19 protein-coding genes are annotated in these 20,439 nt (G+C 64.8%); 14 read left to right on the plus strand and 5 right to left on the minus strand.

Features of this window, described 5'->3' with window-relative positions; all coding sequences use genetic code 11:
• The first annotated feature begins 2 nt into the window (after positions 1–2).
• The 4 genes from lspA to PSAL_RS14525 all read left to right on the plus strand — a co-directional run bounded on the left by lspA (position 3) and on the right by PSAL_RS14525 (position 4,047).
• On the plus strand, positions 3–470 hold the full coding sequence (gene lspA / locus PSAL_RS14510) for a signal peptidase II (RefSeq protein WP_119839439.1): 468 nt from the start codon (positions 3–5) through the stop codon (positions 468–470).
• A gap of 52 nt (positions 471–522) precedes the next feature.
• On the plus strand, positions 523–1,068 hold the full coding sequence (locus PSAL_RS14515) for a DUF3035 domain-containing protein (protein WP_231388528.1): 546 nt from the start codon (positions 523–525) through the stop codon (positions 1,066–1,068).
• A gap of 298 nt (positions 1,069–1,366) precedes the next feature.
• Positions 1,367–2,725 (plus strand): M16 family metallopeptidase, encoded by a 1,359-nt coding sequence (locus PSAL_RS14520; RefSeq protein WP_119839285.1) that lies wholly within the window; start codon positions 1,367–1,369, stop codon positions 2,723–2,725.
• Positions 2,722–4,047, plus strand: coding sequence for a M16 family metallopeptidase (locus tag PSAL_RS14525; protein WP_119839286.1), 1,326 nt, complete (start codon positions 2,722–2,724; stop codon positions 4,045–4,047). The genes PSAL_RS14520 and PSAL_RS14525 overlap by 4 nt, the downstream gene beginning before the upstream one ends.
• A gap of 92 nt (positions 4,048–4,139) precedes the next feature.
• On the opposite strand, the gene PSAL_RS14530 is transcribed toward PSAL_RS14525, so the two are convergent.
• Positions 4,140–5,168: an asparaginase gene (locus PSAL_RS14530; protein ID WP_119839287.1), complete on the minus strand. Its 1,029-nt coding sequence runs from the start codon at positions 5,166–5,168 to the stop codon at positions 4,140–4,142.
• A gap of 159 nt (positions 5,169–5,327) precedes the next feature.
• Between PSAL_RS14530 and PSAL_RS14535 the strand changes: the two genes are divergently transcribed.
• Positions 5,328–5,852: an invasion associated locus B family protein gene (locus tag PSAL_RS14535; RefSeq protein WP_196222791.1), complete on the plus strand. Its 525-nt coding sequence runs from the start codon at positions 5,328–5,330 to the stop codon at positions 5,850–5,852.
• Between the two features lie 142 nt (positions 5,853–5,994).
• Entirely contained in the window at positions 5,995–7,170 is a 1,176-nt protein-coding gene (gene rlmN / locus PSAL_RS14540) for a 23S rRNA (adenine(2503)-C(2))-methyltransferase RlmN (RefSeq protein WP_119839441.1), read from the plus strand.
• 108 nt (positions 7,171–7,278) lie between these two features.
• On the opposite strand, the gene PSAL_RS14545 is transcribed toward rlmN, so the two are convergent.
• Together PSAL_RS14545 and PSAL_RS14550 are read right to left on the minus strand one after the other, a co-directional pair.
• Entirely contained in the window at positions 7,279–7,926 is a 648-nt protein-coding gene (locus tag PSAL_RS14545) for a ChrR family anti-sigma-E factor (RefSeq protein WP_119839289.1), read from the minus strand.
• The gene (locus PSAL_RS14550) at positions 7,923–8,561 is read right to left on the minus strand and encodes a sigma-70 family RNA polymerase sigma factor (RefSeq protein ID WP_331274411.1); all 639 of its coding nucleotides are present in this window, start codon (positions 8,559–8,561) and stop codon (positions 7,923–7,925) included. The genes PSAL_RS14545 and PSAL_RS14550 overlap by 4 nt, the downstream gene beginning before the upstream one ends.
• 175 nt (positions 8,562–8,736) lie before the next feature.
• On the opposite strand from PSAL_RS14550, the gene PSAL_RS14555 reads away from it, so the two are divergent.
• The 4 genes from PSAL_RS14555 (at position 8,737) to PSAL_RS14570 (ending at position 12,912) form a co-directional block, all read left to right on the plus strand.
• Positions 8,737–10,023 carry an NAD(P)/FAD-dependent oxidoreductase gene (locus PSAL_RS14555; protein ID WP_119839291.1) on the plus strand — a complete coding sequence of 429 codons (1,287 nt, stop codon included), beginning with the start codon at positions 8,737–8,739 and terminating at the stop codon, positions 10,021–10,023.
• Entirely contained in the window at positions 10,023–10,781 is a 759-nt protein-coding gene (locus tag PSAL_RS14560; RefSeq protein WP_119839292.1) for a DUF1365 domain-containing protein, read from the plus strand. The genes PSAL_RS14555 and PSAL_RS14560 overlap by 1 nt, the downstream gene beginning before the upstream one ends.
• Positions 10,781–11,938 (plus strand): SAM-dependent methyltransferase, encoded by a 1,158-nt coding sequence (locus PSAL_RS14565; RefSeq protein ID WP_119839293.1) that lies wholly within the window; start codon positions 10,781–10,783, stop codon positions 11,936–11,938. The genes PSAL_RS14560 and PSAL_RS14565 overlap by 1 nt, the downstream gene beginning before the upstream one ends.
• A 218-nt stretch (positions 11,939–12,156) precedes the next feature.
• The gene (locus tag PSAL_RS14570) at positions 12,157–12,912 is read left to right on the plus strand and encodes an SDR family NAD(P)-dependent oxidoreductase (protein ID WP_119839294.1); all 756 of its coding nucleotides are present in this window, start codon (positions 12,157–12,159) and stop codon (positions 12,910–12,912) included.
• A gap of 63 nt (positions 12,913–12,975) precedes the next feature.
• Here the strand turns inward: PSAL_RS14570 and PSAL_RS14575 are convergent, their stop codons facing one another.
• A complete protein-coding gene (locus PSAL_RS14575) occupies positions 12,976–13,677 on the minus strand; it encodes a UTRA domain-containing protein (protein ID WP_196941863.1) in 702 nt (233 codons plus the stop codon).
• Entirely contained in the window at positions 13,674–15,074 is a 1,401-nt protein-coding gene (locus PSAL_RS14580) for a formimidoylglutamate deiminase (protein WP_119839295.1), read from the minus strand. The genes PSAL_RS14575 and PSAL_RS14580 overlap by 4 nt, the downstream gene beginning before the upstream one ends.
• A gap of 132 nt (positions 15,075–15,206) precedes the next feature.
• On the opposite strand from PSAL_RS14580, the gene hutI reads away from it, so the two are divergent.
• The 4 genes from hutI to hutU are packed head-to-tail and all read left to right on the plus strand — an operon-like array spanning position 15,207 to position 20,376.
• Positions 15,207–16,367 (plus strand): imidazolonepropionase, encoded by a 1,161-nt coding sequence (hutI, locus tag PSAL_RS14585; protein ID WP_231388700.1) that lies wholly within the window; start codon positions 15,207–15,209, stop codon positions 16,365–16,367.
• Complete coding sequence (gene hutH / locus PSAL_RS14590) at positions 16,364–17,914, plus strand: histidine ammonia-lyase (RefSeq protein ID WP_119839297.1); 1,551 nt, start codon at positions 16,364–16,366, stop codon at positions 17,912–17,914. The genes hutI and hutH overlap by 4 nt, the downstream gene beginning before the upstream one ends.
• Positions 17,901–18,716, plus strand: coding sequence for an N-formylglutamate deformylase (gene hutG, locus PSAL_RS14595; protein ID WP_119839298.1), 816 nt, complete (start codon positions 17,901–17,903; stop codon positions 18,714–18,716). The genes hutH and hutG overlap by 14 nt, the downstream gene beginning before the upstream one ends.
• The gene (gene hutU / locus PSAL_RS14600) at positions 18,709–20,376 is read left to right on the plus strand and encodes a urocanate hydratase (RefSeq protein WP_119839299.1); all 1,668 of its coding nucleotides are present in this window, start codon (positions 18,709–18,711) and stop codon (positions 20,374–20,376) included. Before hutG ends, hutU begins: the two co-directional genes overlap by 8 nt.
• Positions 20,377–20,439: the final 63 nt, after the last annotated feature.

Consider the following 20,439-nt stretch of genomic DNA (forward strand, 5'->3'; position numbering starts at 1 on the left):
TGATGCGTATCGTTTTCTGGGCCGGGTTCTGGGTGTTCCTTGCGGATCAGCTGAGCAAGTACCTCGTGGTGCATTTCCTAGACCTGCAGGCGTTGAAGGAAATCGACGTCATTCCGGGTTTCGTGGCCTTCCACATGGCCTGGAACGACGGCATCAACTTTGGCCTGTTGTCGCAAGGCAACACCAACGGACGCTGGATCCTGATCGGCATCGCCCTGGTGATCTGCGCCGGGGTCCTGTTCTGGGTGCACCGCGAAAGACCGCGGCGGATCGGGCTGATCGCGGCAGGTTTCCTGGTGGGCGGCGCGCTTGGCAATGTGGTGGACCGGCTGCTTTACGGGGCCGTGGCGGATTTCATGAACGTTTCCTGCTGCGGGATCGTGAACCCCTATGCCTTCAATATCGCGGATGTCGCGATCTTTGTGGGCGCAGTGATGCTGGTCTTCCTGCCGGCCGAGAAAGGGACGTGACCTTGGCCTGCCAATCGGTTAGGTCTCGGCGAGAGATACGAAAGGGAAGGCCATGAAGATGGCACGAGGGCTGCGCCTTTTTGCGAATGGTCTGAAAACGGGCCTGGTCGGCTGCGTCGTTATCGGCGCGCTGGCGGCTTGCAGCAGCGAAGACACGCTGCGCAGCTTCCGGGACACCAGTCCGGGGCCGGAAGAATTCAACGTCGTTCCGACCAAGCCGCTGCAGACGCCGGAAAACCTGGCATCCCTGCCGGTGCCGACACCGGGTGGCAGCAACCGGGTCGATCCGACGCCCAAGGCCGATGCCGTCGCCGCCCTTGGTGGCAATGCCGCGGCGCTGAACAGCACCGCCGTGCCGTCGTCCGATGGCGCGCTGCTGTCCTATGCCGGGCGCGCCGGGGTCGATCCGTCGATCCGTGCCTCCCTCGCGGCCGAGGATGCGGAATTCCGCCGCAAGGAAGCGCGCTGGACCTCTCTCAACCCGTTCAACATCGACCGCTATTACCGCGCCTACGAAGATCAGACCCTTCAGCCGCGCGACGTGGCCGAGGCCTATCGCCGCGCCGGTTACGACACCCCGAGCTATCCACCCCAATAAGGCTCCGCGCGCCGGACATCGCCCCGAATATCGCGCCGGCCCCCGAATATCGCACCAGCCATTGTCCGTTCAGTGGGCTCTTCACCCGCCCCGTCTCTGCACGGCGGCGGGTGTGTGCATCTTCGGGCATGGTTAACCCAATCTTAGCCGTCCTGGGGCAACCCTGCGGGGATGCGCGGGGGATGCGCGGCGGCTCCGGCATCGTCACATAGGGGTGAAAACCGCGTCAGGCGGTTGCGGTGGACGGGCTGGCGCCTATGGTCTCTGGCAGACACAAGAACAGCCGAGAGGACAAGAGATGCTGAGACGGCTCGCCGCCGGGGCGCTGACCCTGGCCATAATGAGCACAGCCCTTGCCGCGCCCGCCCTGTCGCAGGAAACGACATCGGATCTGGTGACGGATTTCACCCTGGATAACGGGTTGCAGGTGGTGGTGATCGAAGATCACCGGGCGCCGGTCGTGGTGCAGATGGTCTGGTATCGCGCCGGATCGGCGGACGAACAGCCCGGTGTCTCCGGCATTGCGCATTTTCTTGAGCACCTGATGTTCAAGGCAACGGATACGCTGGAGACGGGCGAGTTTTCCGCCGTGGTGGCCGAGAACGGCGGCACGGACAATGCCTTTACCAGCTTCGACACCACCGCCTATCACCAGCGTGTCGCGGCCGACCGCCTGCCGATCATGATGCAGATGGAAGCCGACCGAATGGTGAACCTGAACCTGACCGAGGATGTGATCGCCACCGAACGCGATGTCATCCTGGAAGAACGCAACATGCGCATCGACAGCGACCCCGGCGCTCTGTTTCAGGAACAGATGCGGGCGGCGCAATACCTGAACCACCACTATGGCATCCCGGTCATCGGCTGGCGGCACGAGATGGAGGAACTGGATCTGGATGATGCAGAGGCTTTCTACAAGACCTATTACGCGCCCAACAACGCGACCCTGATCGTCGCCGGCGACGTGACCCCCGAAGGCGTGCGTGCGCTGGCCGAGGAATACTACGGCCCGATCCCCGCCAACCCCGACCTGCCGGACCGCATTCGCCCGCAAGAGCCACCGCAACTGGCCGAACGGCTGCTGCGCTTCAGCGATCCGCGGATTGCGCAACCTTACGTGACCCGGACCTATCTGGCACCGGAACGGGATTCGGGCGCGCAGGAAGAGGCCGCCGCCCTGGTGATGCTGTCCCAGCTGCTGGGTGGCGGACAGACCGGTTACCTGACGGAAAAGCTGGTTCTGGAACAGAAGATCGCGGTCTATACATCGGCCTATTACAGCGCCACATCGCTGGATGACACGGTCTTTGGCACCTATGTGGTGCCGGCCCCCGGTACCAGCCTTGAAGAGGCCGAAGCGGCCATGGACGCCGCCCTTGCCAGCTTTGTCGAGGAGGGCGTCGATGAAGAGGACCTCGACCGGATCAAGCTGCAGATCCGGGCGCAGGACATCTATGATCGCGACGACGTGGCTGGCCTGGCGCGGATGTATGGCACTGCCCTGACACGTGGCCTGACGATCGAGGATATCCAGGCATGGCCCGGTATCCTGCAGGAGGTCACGCCGGATCAGATCATCGCCGCCGCGCAGGAGGTCCTGAACCGCGACCGAGCGGTCACCGGATACGTGATGAGCGAGGAGACCCAACAATGATGCGCTTCGTCCTTCCCCTTGTCGCCAGCCTGCTGACCGCTCCGCTGCTGGCCGGGGCCGCTATCGCGGAAACCGACATCCAGCCCGTCACCAGCCCCGGCGGCATCGACGCCTGGCTGGTCGAGGAGCATTCCATCCCCTTCGTCGCGCTGGAATTGCGCTTTGCCGGGGGGGCGTCGATGGACCTCGCCGACAAGCGCGGCGCGACCTATCTGATGACCGCCCTGCTTGAAGAAGGCTCGGGCGAGATGGATTCGCAGGAATTTGCCAAGGCGACCGACGCGCTGGCGGCGAGTTTCAGTTTCGACGTTTCGTCCGATGCGCTGTCGATCTCGGCCCGCTTCCTGAGCGAGAACCGGGACGAGGCCGTGGATCTGCTGCATCAGAGCCTGGTCGACACGACCTTCCCCGAGGATGCCATCGCGCGGGTGCAGGGGCAGATCACCTCGTCCCTGCGGTCGGACGAACAGGATCCCCAGACCATCGGGTCGCGGGCCTTTGCGGCGATGGCCTTTGGCGATCACCCCTATGGCAGCCCGGTCGAAGGCACGATCGACAGCGTCGAGGCGCTGAACCGGGACGACATGTTTACCGCGCGCGACAACGTGCTGGTGCGTGACCGGGTGAGCGTGGCCGCGGTCGGGGATATTACGCCGGAGGAACTGGGCGCGCTGCTGGATCACCTGCTGGGCGATCTGCCGGAGGGCGGGGCGCCGCTGCCGCAGATGGCCGAGCTGAGCCTGACCCCCGGTGTGACGATCATCCCCTTCGACACGCCCCAGGCGCAGGTGATCTGGGGGCAGGAGGGGCTGGGCCTTGAAGATCCCGACTTCTTCCCCGCGTTCATCCTGAACACGATCCTTGGCGGTGGCGGGTTTGAAAGCCGCCTGATGCATGAGGTGCGCGAAAAGCGCGGGCTGACCTATGGCGTCTATTCCTGGATCGCGGATCGCGATTACGCGGATCTGTGGCAGGGGGCTGTCGCCTCGGGCAATGAACGGGTGGCCGAGGCCATTTTGGTGATTCGCGATGAATGGAGCCGCATTGCCGAGGATGGCGTCACCGAGGAAGAGCTTGAGGCCGCCAAGAAGTACATGACCGGGGAATATCCGCTGCGCTTCGACGGCAACGGGCCAATTGCCTCGATCCTGGTCAGCATGCAGCATGACGGGATGTCGATCGATTATCCAGACAGCCGCAATGACCGGGTGAACGCGGTGACGCTGGAAGATATCAACCGCGTCGCGAAGACATGGCTCGATCCGGACAAGTTGCGCTTTGTAGTGGTTGGCCAGCCCGAAGACCTTGACGAGGTGAATTGAAGGAAGGGGGCCTCGGCCCCCTTCTGTCACCCCGAGGGGCGCCATTCATCCCCCGAGGATATTTCCGACAGGGAAACATGTCGGGGTGCGCCTCAGGCCGGGAAGCCGGAAGCGGGGCGGATACTGCCGCAATCGATGCCGCGGCGGTTCAGCAGCGGGACATTCATGCGATTGCGGGCGGCCTGGCTGTTCGGGTCGAGGACGCCCAGATCGGCAAGGATCGCCGCAATGGCGCATTCCGAGGCCCGCGTGCTGCCGTCGAGGATCTTGAGCGCAACGCCGAGGCCGAGATCGGGAATGATCGCGACAAAGACGGCTTCGGCGCCGGTCTTGACCGTGACACGTCCCTTCATGGCGCGCATGAGTTCGGTGCAGGCGCGGGTTTCGCCGGCGACCATCTCGGGGTAGCTGGCCATGGCGGCGGTCAACCGGGCGGCGGATTTTTCCCGAATCGAACCGCCCTTGTGGGCATTGGCGAAGAAGGCCATGGCGCGGGCGAGGCCGGTGACGGAGGTCGCGTAATTAGGCGCCGAGCAGCCGTCGATGGCGTAGCCGGGGCTGTCGAGCCCGGTGGTGGATTCGAAGGCCTCGCGCACGGCCTTCTGGACCGGGTGATCCGCCTCGCCGTATTCGCTGCCGCCGCCGATGTGGCGGTTGAACGTCAGGAAGCCGGCGTGCTTGCCCGAGCAATTGTTGTGGATCTGGCAAGGGCTGCTGTCGGTCTTGATCAGGGCGTCGCGGGCGGGAATATCGGCCGGTTCCTGGGGGCCGCAGCGCAGGTCGGTTTCGGACAGGCCAAGCTGCGCCAGCCAGTCGGTCACCGCTTCGCTATGGATGGCCGCCCCGTTATGGGAGGCGCAGGAAAGCGCCAACTGCCTGTCGGTCAGGCCCGCTGCATCGGCGGCGCCGCTTTCCAGCAGCGGCAGCGCCTGCAACATCTTGCAGGAAGAGCGCGGCAGGATGATGGTGTCCGGGTCGCCCCAGGCCCGGATCACCTGTCCGTTGGCGTCGACGATTGCGGCATGGCCAAAATGGATTGATTCGCAGATCGGACCGCGCCAGACTTCGACCAGTTTGTCGGCTCCCGACAGGGTGGCGTCCCTTGTTGCAGCGATCTCCATGTCATGCCTTTCGGTGATGTGCGGTTTTCTGCCAATTGGCCTTTCGCATGTGGCAGATTTCCGTCTAATATTGCAATGTCGCGTACGTAGGAAAAGCCCTAGAGACGAAGCGAATTCGCGGGGCATGAATGAGGCAAGGACAGCTTGGAGGCTGGACAAATGACATCTCGGATTTTGGGGGTCGCCCTCGCCGTTCTCGCGGTTGCAGGCAGCCAGGCCATGGCGCAGACCGTGAGCGAAAACCAGGTTGCGGTCATGACCGACTGGAGTGTTTTCGAGGAACCCGATCCCAAGGAATGCTGGGCTGTTTCCCAGCCCAAGGAAACAGTGAACACCCGCAACGGCCAGGTCGTTTCGGTCCGCCGGAGCGAGATCCGCTTGATGGCTTTCTTCCGACCAGGCGCGGAATTGGCCGGTCAGGTGGCCTTTACCGGCGGGTATCCCTTTGCGGATGGCTCCACGGTCAGCATGGCTGTGGATAACAAGACGTTCGAGCTTTACACGCAGGGTGAATGGGCTTGGCCGGCCAATGCCGGTGATGATGCGAGCATCCTTGCGGCGCTGAAAGCCGGCACCGATGCGGTGCTGACAGCGCGATCCGGGCGTGGCACGGTGACCAAGGATACCTTCTCGCTCATGGGGTTCACGGCAGCGGTCGAAGACAGCGCCTCGCGCTGCAAATAGGCCAGCGCGCCTTGCGGGTCGGAAAAGACGGGGCGTGCCGCAGGGCGCGCCCGCCTTTTCATGTGGAAAAGAATCCGGTATAGGCCATCCTTTCCCTCAACGGTCTTCCAGCAGGAGCCAGCAGATGAGCCAGGCCGACGGCATGGGCGCCAGCGCCCCGATCACGCAGGATGTCATGACGATCCCCCGGAAAGCTGCCGAGGGGCCGTTGAACCTTGTCGGTCTGACGCGGCCGGCATTGCTTGAGGCGCTGGTCGCGATCGGTACGCCGGAAAAGCAGGCCAGGATGCGGGTCAACCAGTTGTGGCAATGGATTTACCACTGGGGCGTGCGCGATTTTGCGCAAATGACCAACCTCGCCAAGGATTTCCGAGCCAAACTGGCCGAGAACTTCGTGATTGCCCTGCCCGAGATCGTGTCAAAGCAGGTCTCCGACGATAGTACGCGAAAATACCTTGTCCGCATCGCTGGTGGTCACGAGGTCGAGGTCGTCTATATCCCGGAGGCTGATCGCGGCACGCTTTGCATCTCGTCCCAGGTGGGCTGCACGCTGACCTGCTCCTTCTGTCACACCGGCACCCAGAAGCTGGTGCGCAACCTGACGGCAGGGGAAATCGTCGGCCAGGTGATGCTGGCACGCGATGACCTTGGCGAATGGCCGGTGCCCGGTGCGCCCAAGGATGAAACCCGCTTGCTGTCCAATGTCGTGCTGATGGGCATGGGCGAACCGCTCTACAATTTCGACAATGTCCGCGACGCGATGAAGATCGCCATGGACCCCGAGGGCATCTCGCTTTCGCGGCGCCGGATCACGCTGTCGACCTCGGGTGTCGTGCCCGAAATCGCCAAATGCGCCGAAGAAATCGGCTGCCTGCTGGCCGTCTCCTTCCACGCCACCACGGACGAGACCCGCGACAAGCTGGTTCCGATCAACAAGCGCTGGAACATCGAGACCTTGCTGAGCACGCTCAAGGAATATCCGCGCCTGTCCAACAGCGAACGGATCACCTTCGAATATGTCATGCTGAAGGATGTGAACGACAGCGATGCCGATGCCCGCCGGCTGGTCAAGCTGATCTCGGGCATCCCGGCCAAGATCAACCTGATCCCCTTCAACGAATGGCCCGGAGCGCCCTATCAGCGTTCGGACTGGACCCGGATCAAGGCTTTTGCGGATATCATCTACAAGGCAGGCTACGCCTCGCCCATCCGCACCCCGCGCGGCGAAGACATCATGGCCGCCTGCGGTCAGCTGAAGTCGGCCACTGAAAGGGCGCGTAAATCCCGTGCCCAGATCGCTGCCGAAACCGGCCTCTGACGCACCAGAGGTTTCCCTGTTTCAAATATCCCGGGGGGAGCGCCGCAGGCGCGGGGGGCAGCGCCCCCCTTTTCTGCGGCGCTTGTCGCGACCGCTCCCGCGCGGGACTCAGATCCGCAGGAACGGCTGGGCAAGCCGGGGCAGCAGCGAGGTAAAGCGCAGGCGTGCATCGGTCGCGGCAAGGCAGATACAGGCCGGACCAGGATCCGCAATCGGCGTATGTTCCAGAGATTCGTCGGCGATTTCCACGTCTCCGGGCCCGAAGTGTCCGGTTTCATCGTGGAAGGCGCCCTGAAGGACCATGGTCAGCTCGGTTCCGTTGTGGCCATGATCGGGCACGGCCATGCCGCCGGGAATATAAAGCAACCGGGCAGAACTCTTGCCGTTTTCGAACAGGATCGTCTGGCGCACACCCCCACCGGCGGCGCGCCAGCGCGGCGGTCTCTGCCCGAGCGCACGGGCCACGGGGCCGGGATAAATTCCCATGCGGCGATTGACCTGGGCCACTTCGTTGGGCGCCTCGGAGAGATTGTCGTCAAGCCGCGCCATCAGGGTGTCGAGCGCCCCTGCGGACAGGTCCTCGGTCTGGCCGGTCTCCAGCAAGGTGCCGCCAACGAATTGATGGGTTTCAAGCGCGGCGCGGCAGTGGTCGCACAGCGACACATGCGCGGCGACGACCATCTCGAACGCTTGCGGCAGCCGACCGGCGGCATAGGCGGCCAGCATGGAATCGTGGATATGATGGGTCACGGTCATGACCGCAGGTCCTTCAATTCGTGGCGCAACCGTTCCAGTCCAAGGCGGATGCGCGATTTGATCGTACCCATGGGCAGGCCGGTTGCGGCCTGAATCTCGCTATGGGTCAGGTCGCCCAGGTAGGCCCGCGCGATCATCTCGCGTTGCTCGGGACCCAGCCGCGCCAGGGCGTCACGCAGGCGCGCGCCTTCCTGTTGCAGACCCAGGATCTGGCCAGCATCGGCTTCGGGCGGGGTTTCGGTCTCGATTTCCTCGGGCAGAGGTCGCGCCGCCTTGCGGGCCAGGTCGACCTGCCGGTTGCGGGCGATGCGATAGATCCAGGCGGAAACCGGGGCGCGGGCAGGATCGAATTGCGCCGACTTGTTCCAGACCGCCAGCATCACGTCCTGAACCACGTCTTCGGCCGCAGCCCCGGACATGCCGGAGCGCATCAGCATCCCCTTGATCCGTGGCCCGAAAAAGCCGAACAGCCGGGCAAAGGCGGCACGGTCGCGGTCATCGCGCACGGCCAACATCCATTCGGTCTGTTCTGAACGCTCTATCTTGCGACCTCCGGCCTGGGGATTGCGGGCACAGGGCTGCGCGCCGGTCCGAAATTTCGGAGGCGCGACCCTTTCCAGCACTGTTGCAGGCATCTGACCGAGGTTCAACATGGTGAGGTTACGCGGGTCTGGCCGCCCCGGATCACATTTCGTCGGGATTTTTCTACCCAACGGGCCCGGCGACTGGCGGTGCGATTATTTCAACTTCGTGTGAACCGATCCGCGATACTTCCCGTATACACTCCGAAACCTGCGACAGGAGCCGCCCATGTCCTTCGATGCCCTTGCCTTCCGGCCCCAGCGTATCGCCATCATCGGCGGTGGCATTTCCGGCATGGCCTCGGCCTATATGCTGGCGCCGCATCACAAGGTGACACTGTTCGAAGCGGGGCCGACCCTTGGCGGTCACGCCCGCACGGTCACGGCGGGGCTGCATGGCGATCAGCCCGTGGATACCGGCTTTATCGTCTTCAATTATGCCAACTACCCGCATCTGACGTCGATGTTCCGCGACCTGCATGTGCCGGTGACCCGCAGCGACATGAGCTTTGGCGCCTCGATCGACGGGGGGCGGATCGAATACGGGCTGCGCAACCTCAGCGCTTTGATCGGGCAGAAACGCAACCTTCTACGCCCCGGTTTCGCCCGGATGGTGCGCGATATCCTGCGGTTCAACGCCCATGCGGAAACCGTGGCTAAGGATGACGAGACGACCGTGGCCGACCTGATGGAGACCCTGCAGCTTGGCCCCTGGTTCCGTGATTATTACCTGCGTCCGATCTGCGGGGCGATCTGGTCCACGCCCCCCGAAGGGATCGATGGGTTTCCGGCGCGTGCGCTGGTGCGCTTCTTCCGCAATCACGCGCTGCTTTCCGCCAGTGGTCAGCACCAGTGGTGGACGGTGCAGGGGGGCTCGGTCGAATATGTCCGGCGGTTGGAAACGCGGCTGCGCAGTCTTGGCTTGACGATCCGTACCCGCGCGCCCGTTGTCGGGTTGCACCGGGACGGACCGCTGCCGCGCCTCAGTCTGCCGGGCGCAGAGGACGAAACCTTCGATCAGGTGATCCTGGCCTGCCATTCGGATCAGGCGCTTCGGCTGCTGGCCCGCCCCCGGCCCGACGAAAAGGCCGCGTTGGCTGCCGTCGGTTATCAGGACAACCATGTGGTGCTGCACCGCGATGAACGCCAGATGCCGCGCCGCCGGGCCTGCTGGTCGTCCTGGGTTTACCGCGCTGACGAACAGGGCGGGGGGATCGGCGTGACCTACTGGATGAACAAGCTGCAAAATATCGATCCGTCCGACCCTCTGTTCGTCTCGCTGAATCCGCAGGAAGGCGGCATCGACGATGGCGCGATTTACGATCAGACGGTCTTTCGCCACCCTGTTTTCGACCGCGCCGCGCTGAAGGCGCAGGGGCAGATCGCCGCGATGCAGGGCCGCGATGCCACCTGGTACGCCGGGGCCTGGCTGCGTCACGGATTCCACGAAGACGGCTTCGCAAGCGCCGTGCGGGTTGCCCGCCAGCTTGATCCGCAACTGGTCGGGGCAGGCTGATGACGCGCATCCCGCAGATGGTCCGGGGCCAGACCACCCATTCCCGGCACGGTGCGGTGCAGCACAGCTTTCGCTATGGCGTGGATTATGTGCTGATCGACCCCGAAAACGACCGGACCCCCTGGCTGTTTTCGCGGCACGGGCGCAACCTCGCATCGGTCCGGGATCGCGACCATGGCGGCCCGCGCGGGCAGGGCCGGGGCGTGACCTGGTGCCGCGAGGTTCTCGCGGAGCGCGGGCTGACGGGCGAAGGGTTCGATCAGATCCTGCTGCTGACCCAGCCGGCCTTCTTCGGGGCGCTTTTCAATCCGGTGTCCTTCTGGCTGGTCTTTCGCGGCGAGGCCCTGATTGCCGCCATTGCCGAGGTCAACAATACCTTCGGGGATCGGCATAGCTATCTTTGCGCACATCCCGGTTTCATGCCTATCGACGCGCAGGATGATCTGCGTGCGCGCAAGGTTTTTCATGTTTCGCCCTTCCGCCAGATCTCGGGCGACTATCGGTTCCGGTTCAGCATCGGACTTGACCGGATCGCCATTCTGATCGCTCATGAGGACGGGTCCGAAGGCTTGCACGCCACCCTGACGGGTCGCCGCGAGCGCTTGACCAGCCGCGCCCTGCTGGCCAGCGCCCTGCTGCGCCGCCCGTTCGGGGCGCTGCGGACCATCGTCCTGATCTACCGGCAGGCGCTTGCCCTGCGTCTGAAGGGCGCGATTTATCGCCGCCGCCCGGCCCCGCCTGCAAAGGAGCTTTCCTGATGTCCTATCTTTCCGACCGCGTGAAACGCGATTTCCTGACCAGCTGCGAGGCCATCCAGACCGGCCGCCTGCGCCTTGTAACGCCCGAAGGCGTGACCCATCACTTCGGCGAGACAGGCGAAGAGGTCACGCTGATGATCCACGACTGGCAGGCAGTGACGGCCGCCCTGGCCCGTGGCGATGTCGGCTTCGGAGAGGCCTTCGTGCAGGGTCTCTGGGATACGAATTCGGTCGAGGGCCTGACCTGCCTGGCCCTGCAGAACCTGCGCCAGTTCGAGAAATTCGCCTATGCCAGCCCGCTGCAAAGCCTCAAGTTCCGGCTGGTCGACCGGGCGTTGCGGGCCAACTCCCGGCGTGGCGCGGGGCGCAACATCCGGGCGCATTACGACACTGGCAACGAATTCTTCCAGCTTTGGCTGGACCCGTCGATGACATATTCCTCGGCCCTGTTCGCGCCGGACGACGACGACCTGGGGCGCGCGCAGATGCGCAAGTACGACCGTATCCTCGACCGGGTCGGCGGCGGAGAGCGCCTGTTGGAAATCGGCTGCGGCTGGGGTGGGTTTGCCGAACGGGCGGCCGGGCAGGGGCGCGACGTGACCGCGCTGACGATTTCGCCGGCGCAGCGGGCCTATGCCGATGCGCGTCTGGACGGGCGTGCCGACATCCGTCTGCAGGACTACCGCGACAGCGAGGGGCGCTTTGACGGCATCGTCTCGATCGAGATGATCGAAGCCGTGGGCGAACGCTACTGGCCGACCTATTTCGAAACCCTGCGTGATCGCCTGACCGAAGGCGGGCGGGCCGTGGTGCAGGCGATCACAGTGCCGGATAGCTATTTCCCTACCTATCGCAAGGGCTCCGATTATATCCGTCAGCATGCCTTTCCCGGCGGCCAGCTTCTGTGCGACCAGGAGATCACCCGCGCCGCACGCGCGGCCGGAATGCGGGTCGTGGGGAATTTCGCTTTCGGTCAGGATTATGCCCGGACCTGTCGCACCTGGCTTGACCGTATGGAGGCCGAACGCCCCCGCATCCGCGAGCTTGGCCATGGCAGCGCCTTCCTGCGTAGCTGGCAATATTACCTCGGCATCTGCGCGGCCTCGTTCAGTGTCGGGCAGACGGATGTGGTGCAGGTCGAACTGGTGCGGGGCTGACGTAACGGCAGACCGGTTTGGCTCGGCCTCTGCGCGTGAAGCTGCCGAAGTTGCGTGTTTACAAGCGATTTCCCGCCGCAAACGACCAGTGCGGCGGGTTATTGTTGTAGCACTGTTAAATTCTTCGAAACTTAAATGATTGGGTTTTCGTGACTATTACGTCAGCGCGCTAGCTGAAGATTTCTTTATTGTCCTGATCGCCTTTCGGAGTACCATGAATGTTTCCACGACATACGCCGCGTCAGATTGACGGCAAGACTTACTGGATCATCGGAGCGAGCGAAGGCCTTGGGCGCTCTGTCGCTCGGGAAATGTCCCGCCTCGGGGCGCATTTGATCCTGTCCGCCCGAAGCGGAGAGCGTCTGAACAACCTCGCCGAGGAACTCGGTTCCGCTGAGGTTCTGGAAATGGATGTCAGTGACCCGGACTCGATCAGGGCGGCGTTGCAGCGCGGAAGTGAGGCCGATGGCCTGATTTATTGTGCTGGCAGCTACGACCCCATGACCGCGCAGGAATGGGATCCCGAAAAGGCCGAACAGATCGTCGATGTGAACTTCCTTGGCGCGATGCGCGTGCTGGGCCGTACGGTGCCGGGTTGGGTTGATCGCGGTTTTGGCCATGTGGTTCTGATCGGCTCGCTTGCCGGGTTCAAGGGTCTGCCGGGGGCCATCGGGTACGGGGCCAGCAAGGCGGCGCTGCGTCATCTGGCCGAAGATCTCTATATTGATCTCAAGGGCACCGGCGTGGATGTTCAGGTCGCGAACCCCGGTTTCTTCCGCTCGCGGCTGACCGAAAAGAACCGCTTCGAGATGAAGCAGCTCATGCCGATGGAAAAGGCCGTGTATCACGTCATGTGCCTGATCCGGAATCCCGAGCCGCGTCAGGTCAATTTCCCGGCGCCCTTCTCCTGGGTCTTTACCGTTCTGGGCCGTATCTTGCCGTTCCGTCTGTACGCGCGGCTGGTCAGCAGCTGATCTCAAGCCGGGTGCGGACAAGCGGAAGAGGCAATTGCGAGACTGGCTATCGTCGTATCGACCTCAGATACTTGTCCGCATCCGAAAGCCCGGTGCGTAAGTCATCCGGACCAGCGTGATCGGCCCCTGGTCATTCCAGGTCGACCGTTCGGCGGCGAACAGCGCAGTGCCCAGGCTGGTGTCGAAGGCATCGGCCAGGGCCGCATCGGCGGGCAGGGCGAAAAAGCTCATGTCGCCACCGGTATAGGGCGCGTTCTGTACCAGCCATTCATTGGCGCTGATCCGGGCGAAATCCTGATCCGCAAGGTCCGGTGCATTTGCCAGATTGATATAGCGTTCCTCATGGATATAGGGTCGCCCGTCTTCGTAATGCAGCGTCACCGTATGCAGCACCTCGGCCCCGTCGGGCAGGGGAAAGACGCCGCCCAGATGCGCCGGCAGTGGGCGGGTGCCGCGTTGTTGCAGGGCATGGTGATAGGTGCCGCCGCGTGCCTCGACCTCTTCCCGGATGATCGGGATGGTCAGGGTGGCCTTGTGCGGTGGGTTCACCGCGACCCGCGTGCCCGCCCGCCGGCGGCGATGCACCAGCCCGGCATCCGCAAGGTCGCGCAGGGCGCGGTTAACGGTGGTCCGCGCGCAGCCGAATTCCTCGGCCAGTTCGACCTCTCCGGGGATCAGTGCGCCGGGTTCCCAGACACGTTCGCGCACCCGGCGCAGAAGCTCGTCCCGGATCAGGATCCAGCTCTTGGCGTCGCGTGTGCTCACAGCTTCTCCCTCAGGGCGCGCATCCGGTCGCGGTAGCGGGCGCGGATCACATCGCCCCGGTGGTGGCGCCCATCCTGCACGATATGACGCCCCGCTGACCACAGATCGGTGACCATGGCATCGCTGCCGGCAAAGATCCACGCGTCCAGCAGGGCATCGCCGCGCCGTCCTTCGAGGTCAATCGCCTCACCATCCAGCGCCAGCAGATCGGCAAAGGCCCCGGTTTCGATCACGCCGGAGGTGCGCCCAGCCGCCTGCGCCCCGCCCCGCAGCGCGGCATCGTACAGCACTCGCCCCGTAGACTGCGTCGGGGTCGCCACGCTGGCCCGGCAGAGATCGCGCAGGCGCTGGCTGTATTCCAGGGTGCGCAATTCCTCGGACAGGGAAATGCGGATGTTGGAATCCGATCCTAGCCCGATCCGCCCGCCGGCCCCAAGATAGCTGACCCCGTTGAAGATCCCGTCGCCCAGGCTGGATTCCGTGATCGGGCACAGCCCGGCGACCGCGCCGCTTTGCGCCAGGGCCAGGGTTTCCGTGCCGGTCATCTGGGTGCAATGGATCAGGCACCATTGCGCCGTGATTTCGTGCCGGCCCAGCAGGTAATCGACGGGGCGCTGGCCATGAGCGGCCTCGACCTCGGTCACCTCGGCGACCTGTTCGGCCAGGTGCATGTGGATGGGGGTGTCGCCGGCAAGGGCGATCGCGGCGCTCAGTCCCTCGGGCGTCACGGCGCGCAGGGAATGGGGCGCGACGCCCAGAATGGTATCGCCCGGCAGCCCGGAAATCGCCCGACGGGCGGCGTCATGCAGTCGCGCGAAACGCTCCGGGTCATTGCCGAAGCGCACCTGACCGGCCCCGAGCACCCGTCCGTCGCACCCGCCCTGACTATAGAGAACCGGCAGCATGGTCAGGCCCAGCCCGGTCTGATCCGCCGCCGCCGCGATGCGCGCCGACATCTCGCCCAGATCGTCATAGGGCGTGCCGCCAGGCTGGTGGTGCAGGTAGTGGAACTCACCCACGGCGGCATAGCCGGCTTCGGCCATTTCGACCTGTACGAGGGCGGCAATGGCCTCGACATCCTCCGGTGTCAGCAGGTCGAGGAAGCGGAACATGATCTGCCGCCAGGTCCAGAAGGTGTCGCGCGGTTCCGGCCCGCGTGCTTCGCTCATCCCGGCCATTGCGCGCTGAAAGGCGTGGCTGTGCAGGTTCACCGGTGCGGGCAGGACCACGGCCCGGCGCGTGCCCTGCGGGGCGGCGCCCGGCGTGACTTCGGCAATCCGGCCCCTGGCATCGATGCGGATCAGAACGTCGCTTTGCCAGCCCTCGGGCAGCAAGGCCTGCCCGGCGAACAGGAATTCATCGCTTTGCTTGCCGGTCTCGCGGGTCGGGCTGGGCATCGTGCGAACCTCGTTGACAGGTAAATATGTCCATGCATAATTTCAAATACCGTGACTTAATCAAGTCCCAACAGTCCTGACCCCGAGGTTTTCGTGCCCCAACGCATATTCACCAACGCCCGACTGGCGACGATGGAGGCAGATGGCGCGCCCTATGGCCTGATCCCCGATGGCGCGCTGATTCTCGACGGCGACCGCATCCTGTGGTGCGGCGCGCAATCGGATCTGCCCGACAGCGACGCGCCCCGCGAAGACCTTGGCGGGCGGCTCGTGACCCCCGGCCTGATCGATTGCCACAGTCATGTCGTCTTTGGCGGCAACCGCGCAAAGGAATTCGAACTGCGGCTTCAGGGGGCGAGTTATGAAGAGGTCGCGCGCGCCGGCGGTGGCATCGTGTCGACCGTGCGGGCGACCCGCGCGGCAGACGAGGCCACCCTGCTGGCCGATGCGCTGCCCCGCGTCGATGCGCTGATCGCCGAGGGTGTCACCAGTCTGGAAATCAAGTCTGGCTACGGGCTGGATGTCGAGACCGAGTTGCGGATGCTGCGCGTGGCCCGCCAGATCGGCGAAATGCGCCCGATCACCATCTGTACCAGCTTTCTCGGGGCGCATGCGGTGCCCGAAGACTACAAGGGCCGGACCGATGCCTATCTGGATGAGGTCTGCCTGCCGGCCCTGCGCCGCGCCCACGACGCAGGCCTTGTCGATGCGGTGGACGGGTTCTGCGAAGGCATCGCCTTTTCCCCCGACCAGATCGCGCGGGTCTTTGACGTAGCTCACGCACTGGGCCTGCCGGTCAAGCTGCATGCCGAACAATTGTCCAACCTTGGCGGCGCGGCGCTTGCCGCAAGCCATGGCGCGCTGTCGGCGGATCATATCGAATACCTCGACGCGGCCGGGGTGCAGGCCATGGCCGGGGCGGGCACCGTCGCGGTGCTGCTGCCCGGCGCCTTCTATACCCTGCGCGAAACCCAGGCGCCCCCGGTCGACCTGTTGCGCGCCGCCGGCGTGCCGATCGCACTGGCGACCGATTGCAATCCCGGCTCCTCGCCTCTGGCTTCGCTGCTGCTGACGCTCAACATGGGCTGCACCCTGTTCCGCCTCACCCCGGACGAGGCGCTTGCCGGGACGACCCGCAATGCCGCGCGGGCCCTCGGACTGACAGATCGCGGCGTGCTGCGGGCCGGGATGCGCGCTGATCTTGCCATCTGGGATGTGTCCGAACCCGCCGAACTGGCCTATCGCATCGGGTTCAACCCGCTCTACCAGCGCATTTCAGGAGGCTGCGTATGAAGGATCTTACCCCCGGAGCCACCGATCTGGCCCAGCTCGAGGCGATCTATCGCGGGACCGGGCCGGTCCGCATCGACCGGGCCGCCAGGCCCGCCATCGACGCCGCGACAGAGGCCGTTCGACGCGCCGCACAAGGGGCCGAGGCCGTCTATGGCGTCAACACGGGTTTCGGCAAGCTTGCCTCGGTCAAGATCGCGCCCGAAGACACCGAGACCCTGCAACGCAACCTGATCCTGTCTCATTGTTCCGGCGTGGGTGCGGCGACGCCCGTCCCGGTCACCCGCCTGATGATGGCCCTGAAGCTGCTGTCGCTGGGGCGCGGGGCCTCGGGCGTGCGCTGGCAGGTGATGGAACTGATCGAGGGCATGCTGGCCGCTGACCTGATGCCGGTGATCCCGGCGCAGGGGTCTGTCGGCGCCAGCGGCGACCTTGCCCCCCTTGCGCATATGGCCGCCGTGATGATCGGCGAAGGCGAAGCCGTGCTGGACGGCGCCCGGATGCCCGGCGCGGAGGCGCTGCAAAAGGCCGGTCTGACGCCGGTGGTGCTTGGCCCGAAAGAGGGGCTTGGCCTGATCAACGGCACGCAGTTTTCCACCGCCCAGGCGCTTGGCGCGCTGTTCGACGGCTGGCGTCTGGCCGAGGCCTGCCTTGTCACCGCCAGCCTTTCCACGGATGCAATCATGGGCTCGACCGCGCCGCTGCTGGCCGAAATCCATGCCCTGCGCGGCCATCGTGGCCAGATCGAGGTCGCAGCCGCCATGCGTGGCCTGATGGAGGGCTCCGAGATCCGCGAAAGCCACCGCGACGGCGACAGCCGCGTGCAGGACCCCTATTGCATCCGCTGCCAGCCGCAGGTCGCCGGCGCCTGTATCGACTTGTTGCGCATGGCTGCCCGCACGCTTGAGATCGAGGCGAATGCCGCCACCGACAACCCGCTGGTGCTGGTGGACGAAGGGCGCATCGTCTCGGGCGGGAATTTCCATGCCGAGCCGGTGGCCTTTGCCGCCGATCAGATCGCCCTGGCCCTGGCCGAGATCGGCGCCATCGCGCAGCGCCGCGTGGCACTGATGGTGGACCCGACGCTGAGCTTCGATCTGCCGCCGTTCCTGGCCAAGGATCCTGGCCTGAATTCGGGTTTCATGATCGCCGAGGTCACGACCGCCGCGCTGATGAGCGAGAACAAGCATCTCGCCAACCCCTGTTCCACCGATTCCACCCCGACCAGCGCCAACCAGGAAGACCACGTGTCCATGGCCGCCCATGGGGCGCGGCGGCTGCATCGGATGGTCGCCAACCTGTCGCATATCCTCGGGGTCGAACTGCTGTGCGGGGCGCTCGGGATCGAATGCCGTGCGCCGCTGAAGACCAGCGCGACCCTGCAGGCCGCCATCGCCGGGCTGCGCGCGACCGTGCCCCCGCTAGAGGTTGACCGCTATCTGGCGCCGGATATCGAAAAGGCGGCGGAGATGGTCGCCAGCGGCGCGCTGACCGCCAGCGTCAGCTCTGCCCCGCTCATGACACTGGGGGACCACGATGCGGCCCGTTGACAGTTTCGCGGGCGATGGCCCGCTGGTGCTGGGCCTGCCGCATTGCGGAACCCATGTGCCAGACGACATCCTGGCCCGGTTCAATCCCACCGGCGCGGCGCTGGCCGACACGGACTGGCACGTCGACAGGCTTTATCGTGACCTGCTGCCCGGCGTGTCCTGGGCGCGGGCGAATTTCCATCGCTACGTGATCGACGCCAACCGCGATCCCGAAGGTGTCAGCCTTTATCCCGGCCAGAACACCACCGGCCTTTGCCCGACCACCGATTTCGAGGGCGCGCCGATCTACCTGCCCGGTCAGGAACCGGATGCGGATGAAATCACCGCGCGGCTGCACGCCTGGCACGCCCCCTATCACGCCGCCCTCCGGGGGCTGATCGACAGGGCGCTGGCGAAACACGGCGTGGCGATCCTGTTCGACTGCCATTCGATCCGGTCAGAGATCGCCTTCCTTTTCGACGGGGTGCTGCCGGATCTGAACCTTGGCACCAACGACGGCAAAAGCTGTGCCGCGCCGCTGCAGGAGGCCGTGACCTTGGTAATGCGCAAGGCGGAAGGGTTCTCGGGCGTGGTGAACGGGCGCTTCAAGGGCGGCTGGACGACCCGGCATTACGGCCAGCCGGGTACCGGCGTCCATGCCATCCAGCTGGAGCTGGCGCAAAAGACCCACCTGGCGCAGGAAGCCGCGCCCTTTGACTACGATACCGAAAAGGCGGCGCGGCTGCGTCCCGTGTTGCAGGCGATGCTGGAACAATTGCAGGCGCTGGCGCCCCACCTTGAAGAAGGAAAATCCCATGGCTGACCGCCGCCACAATCTTCGTGATGTCTTTGCGCCGACGGGGACCGAGCTGAATGCCAAAAGCTGGCTGACCGAAGCCCCCCTGCGGATGCTGATGAACAACCTGCACCCCGACGTGGCCGAGAACCCGCATGAGCTGGTGGTTTACGGCGGCATCGGCCGGGCGGCGCGCACCTGGGAAGACTTCGACCGGATCTGCGCCGCGCTGAAGGATCTGACCGAGACCGAGACGCTGCTGGTCCAGTCCGGCAAGCCCGTCGGTGTTTTCCAGACCCACAAGGACGCGCCCCGCGTGCTGATCGCCAATTCCAACCTGGTGCCCCATTGGGCCAATTGGGACCATTTCAACGAACTCGACAAGAAGGGTCTGGCCATGTACGGCCAGATGACCGCCGGCAGCTGGATCTACATCGGCACGCAGGGCATCGTGCAGGGCACCTATGAGACCTTCGCCGAAGCAGGTCGTCAGCACTACGGCGGCGACCTGACCGGCAAGTGGATCCTGACCGGTGGCCTTGGCGGCATGGGCGGGGCGCAACCGCTGGCGGCCGTCATGGCCGGGGCCTGCTGCCTTGCCGTGGAGTGCGACGAAACCCGGATCGATTTCCGCCTGCGCACCCGCTATGTCGACGCCAAGGCGACCGATCTTGACGAGGCGCTCGAGATGATCCGCCGCTGGACCGAAGCCGGCGAGGCGAAATCCGTCGGGCTGGTCGGCAATGCCGCCGACATCTTTCCCGAACTGGTGCGGCGCGGTGTGCGGCCCGATATCGTGACCGACCAGACCTCGGCCCATGATCCGATCAACGGCTACCTGCCGAAAGGCTGGACCATGGCGCAGTGGCGTGATGGCAGGGAAAATGACCCCAAGGCGGTGGAAAAGGCCGCCCGCGCTTCCATGCGGGAACATGTCGAAGCGATGGTCGATTTCTGGAACGCCGGTGTGCCGACGCTGGATTACGGCAACAACATCCGGCAGGTGGCGCTGGACGAAGGGTTCGAGAACGCCTTTGCCTTCCCCGGTTTCGTGCCCGCCTATATCCGGCCGCTGTTCTGCCGTGGTGTCGGGCCGTTCCGCTGGTGCGCCCTGTCCGGCGACCCCGAGGACATCTACAAGACCGACCAGAAGGTGAAGGAGATCATCCCCGACGATCCCCACCTGCACAAATGGCTCGACATGGCCCGCGACCGTATCGCGTTTCAGGGCCTGCCGGCGCGGATCTGCTGGGTCGGCCTTGGTCAGCGCCATCGCCTTGGCCTTGCCTTCAACGAAATGGTTCGCACCGGAGAGCTGAAGGCCCCGGTCGTCATCGGACGCGATCACCTCGACAGCGGGTCTGTCGCATCGCCCAACCGGGAAACCGAGGCGATGAAGGACGGTTCGGACGCGGTATCGGACTGGCCGTTGCTGAATGCGCTGCTGAACACCGCCAGCGGCGCGACCTGGGTGTCGCTGCATCATGGCGGCGGTGTCGGCATGGGCTTCAGCCAGCATTCGGGCATGGTGATCTGTGCCGATGGCACCGCCGAGGCGGACAAACGCCTTGCCCGTGTGCTTTGGAACGACCCCGCGACCGGAGTCATGCGCCATGCGGATGCCGGATACGAAATCGCGCTGGACTGTGCGCGCGAACATCAATTGAATCTTCCCGGAATCCTCTGATCCGCCAAACATACGTCCGGGAAGGGCGGATCATCCCCATAACAAGAAACCTCCCCCAACCGA

This window comes from Pseudooceanicola algae (assembly GCF_003590145.2).
Taxonomy (GTDB): domain Bacteria; phylum Pseudomonadota; class Alphaproteobacteria; order Rhodobacterales; family Rhodobacteraceae; genus Pseudooceanicola; species Pseudooceanicola algae.